This is a genomic window from Azospirillum sp. (assembly GCF_050789165.1).
Map to the genome: position 1 here is coordinate 1 of NZ_JBOZRT010000022.1, position 2,511 is coordinate 2,511.

Sequence of the window (2,511 nt, forward strand, 5' to 3'; positions counted from 1 at the left end):
ACGGGACGGTCTGCCGCCCGGCGGTCCGGGGCGGGTGGCCACCCGCCCCGGACCGATCCGTCGCACTCACTTTACTCGATCATCAACATACAAGGGACTTCCGGTCACGACTTCCCCTTGCGCGCCTTCTTCGGCCGCGCCGCCGCCGCCGGAGCCGCCGCGGGAGCGGGAGCGCCTTCCTCCTTGAGGAGCTTCTCGGCGACGCCGTAGGTCAGCTCGCGCCGGCGCAGCTCGGCCCACACGACGTCCGGCTTGATGCCCAGGTCAACCCACAGCGCCACCAGGTGGTAGAGCAGGTCGGCGCTCTCCATCACCACGGCGTGCTTGTCGCCGCGCATCGCCTCGATGACCACCTCGACCGCCTCCTCGCCGACCTTGGAGGCCACCTTGCGGCTGCCCTGGGAGAACAGCTTGGCGGTGCGCGAGGTCTTGGCGTCGCCCTTGCGGCGGGCCACGATGCCCTCGTGCAGCGTGCGCAGGACGTCGATGCCGATGTAGTGAACCATCACGCCCCGCCCTTCCGATTCGCCGCCGGCACCCGACCGGGAAACCGTCCTCCGCGCCGCCGCACGCCCGCACGGGGCGCGGATTGCCGCGCCCATCGCAACACTTCCGTCTTAAATATGTCATGCATCTGGCGGGCACCAGCGTCCGGTGCTAAACCACCGCCGCCGAAGCCGGACCGCCCGACCCGATCTCTGGCCATCAGACCGCCTGCCAAGGACACGCCATGCTTCTCCGCCTGTTCCGCGCCCTGATGCCCAGGGAAGAGAAGTTCATCGACTATTTCTGCGAGCATTCCGAGCGGATCATGGAGGCGGCCGACGCCCTGCACGACCTGCTGGACCCGGCCGGCGACCGGCAGGCGGCGTTCGAGCGCATCCTGGCGGCCGAGCACGCCGCCGACCAGGTCACCAAGCGCACGCTGCAGGCGATCCACCGCACCTTCATCACCCCCTTCGACCGTTCGGACATCCACGCGCTGATCACCGCCATGGACGACACGGTCGACTTCATCGAGGAAGCGGCCCAGCGCATCATGATCTACGGCGTCACCGAGTACACCCCGGAGATGCGCCAGATGGCCGACGCCGCCCGGCAGTGCGCCAAGCTGCTGCGCGAGGGCGTGCCGCTCCTCGGCTCCATCAACAAGAACGTGATGCACCTGCAACGCATGAGCGTGGAAATTTCCCGCATCGAGGGGGAGACGGACAAGCTGCTGCGCGGCTGCCTGTCGCGGCTGACCGACGGCGAGCACGACCCCAAGCGCTTCGTGATCCTCAAGGAGATCTACGAACTCCTGGAGGAGATCGTGGACCACTGCGACGACGTGACCAACGTCGTCGACGGCATCGTCATCGAACAGGTCTGAGCGGGAGCCCCCATCCATGGACGTCATGACGATCGCCATGCCGGCGCTGGTCGGCCTCATCGCGCTGGCGCTGTTCTTCGACCTCATCAACGGCATGCACGACGCCGCCAACTCCATCGCTACGGTGGTGTCGACGCGCGTGCTGGCGCCGCGCTACGCCGTAGCCTGGGCCGCCTTCTTCAACTTCATCGCCTTCCTGTTCTTCGGCCTGCACGTCGCCAACACCATCGGCACCGGCATCGTGTCGCCGAAGCTGGTGGACGGCGGCGTGATCTTCGGCGCGCTGGTCGGGGCGACGGGGTGGAACCTGATCACCTGGTGGCTGGGCCTGCCCTCCTCCAGCTCGCACGCGCTGATCGGCGGCTTCGCCGGCGCCGGCATGGCCAAGGCGGGCACCAGCGCCATCGTGTGGAACGGCTTCGGCAAGACCGCGGCCGCCATCGTGATCTCCCCGCTGGTCGGCTTCCTGCTGGCGCTGCTGCTGGTGCTGATCGTGTCGTGGATCTTCGTGCGCTCGACGCCCTTCTCGGTGGATCGGCGCTTCCGCCAGCTGCAGTTCGTCTCCGCCTCGCTCTACTCGCTCGGGCACGGCGGCAACGACGCGCAGAAGACCATGGGCATCATCGCCGTGCTGCTGTACTCGCAGGGCCTGCTGGGCGAGACCTTCCACGTCCCGTTCTGGGTGGTGCTGGCCTGCCAGGCGGCGATGGGCGCCGGCACGCTGATGGGCGGCTGGCGCATCGTCAAGACCATGGGCTCGAAGATCACCGACCTGAAGCCGATGCAGGGCTTCTGCGCCGAGACCGGCGGCGCCATCACGCTGTTCATGGCGACCTACCTGGGCATCCCGGTGTCGACCACCCACACCATCACCGGCGCCATCGTCGGCGTCGGCGCGGCGCGCAAGGCCTCGGCGGTGCGCTGGGGCATCGCGGGCAACATCGTCATCGCCTGGATCATCACCATCCCCGCCGCCGGCCTGACCGGCGCGCTGGCGTACTGGGCGCTGCAACTGGTCGCGTAGAGAGCGTATTTGCCCCCACCCCATCCCTTGTATGTTGATGATCGAGTAAAGTGAGTGCGACGGATCGGTCCGGGGCGGGTGGCCACCCGCCCCGGACCGCCGGGCGGCAGACCGT

Annotated in this window: 3 protein-coding genes; 2 read left to right on the forward strand and 1 reads right to left on the reverse strand. The window is 68.3% G+C overall.

Annotated elements, in window-relative coordinates; translation table 11 throughout:
• Nucleotides 1-104 precede the first annotated feature (104 nt).
• Nucleotides 105-506, reverse strand: a complete 402-nt coding sequence (gene hisE, locus ACRWK7_RS04420) for a phosphoribosyl-ATP diphosphatase (protein ID WP_431854981.1) — start codon at nucleotides 504-506, stop codon at nucleotides 105-107.
• A gap of 224 nt (nucleotides 507-730) precedes the next feature.
• On the opposite strand from hisE, the gene ACRWK7_RS04425 reads away from it, so the two are divergent.
• Together ACRWK7_RS04425 and ACRWK7_RS04430 are read left to right on the forward strand one after the other, a co-directional pair.
• Complete coding sequence (locus ACRWK7_RS04425; protein WP_431854979.1) at nucleotides 731-1,372, forward strand: DUF47 domain-containing protein; 642 nt, start codon at nucleotides 731-733, stop codon at nucleotides 1,370-1,372.
• Between the two features lie 16 nt (nucleotides 1,373-1,388).
• The gene (locus ACRWK7_RS04430; RefSeq protein WP_431854980.1) at nucleotides 1,389-2,396 is read left to right on the forward strand and encodes an inorganic phosphate transporter; all 1,008 of its coding nucleotides are present in this window, start codon (nucleotides 1,389-1,391) and stop codon (nucleotides 2,394-2,396) included.
• Nucleotides 2,397-2,511 lie beyond the last annotated feature (115 nt).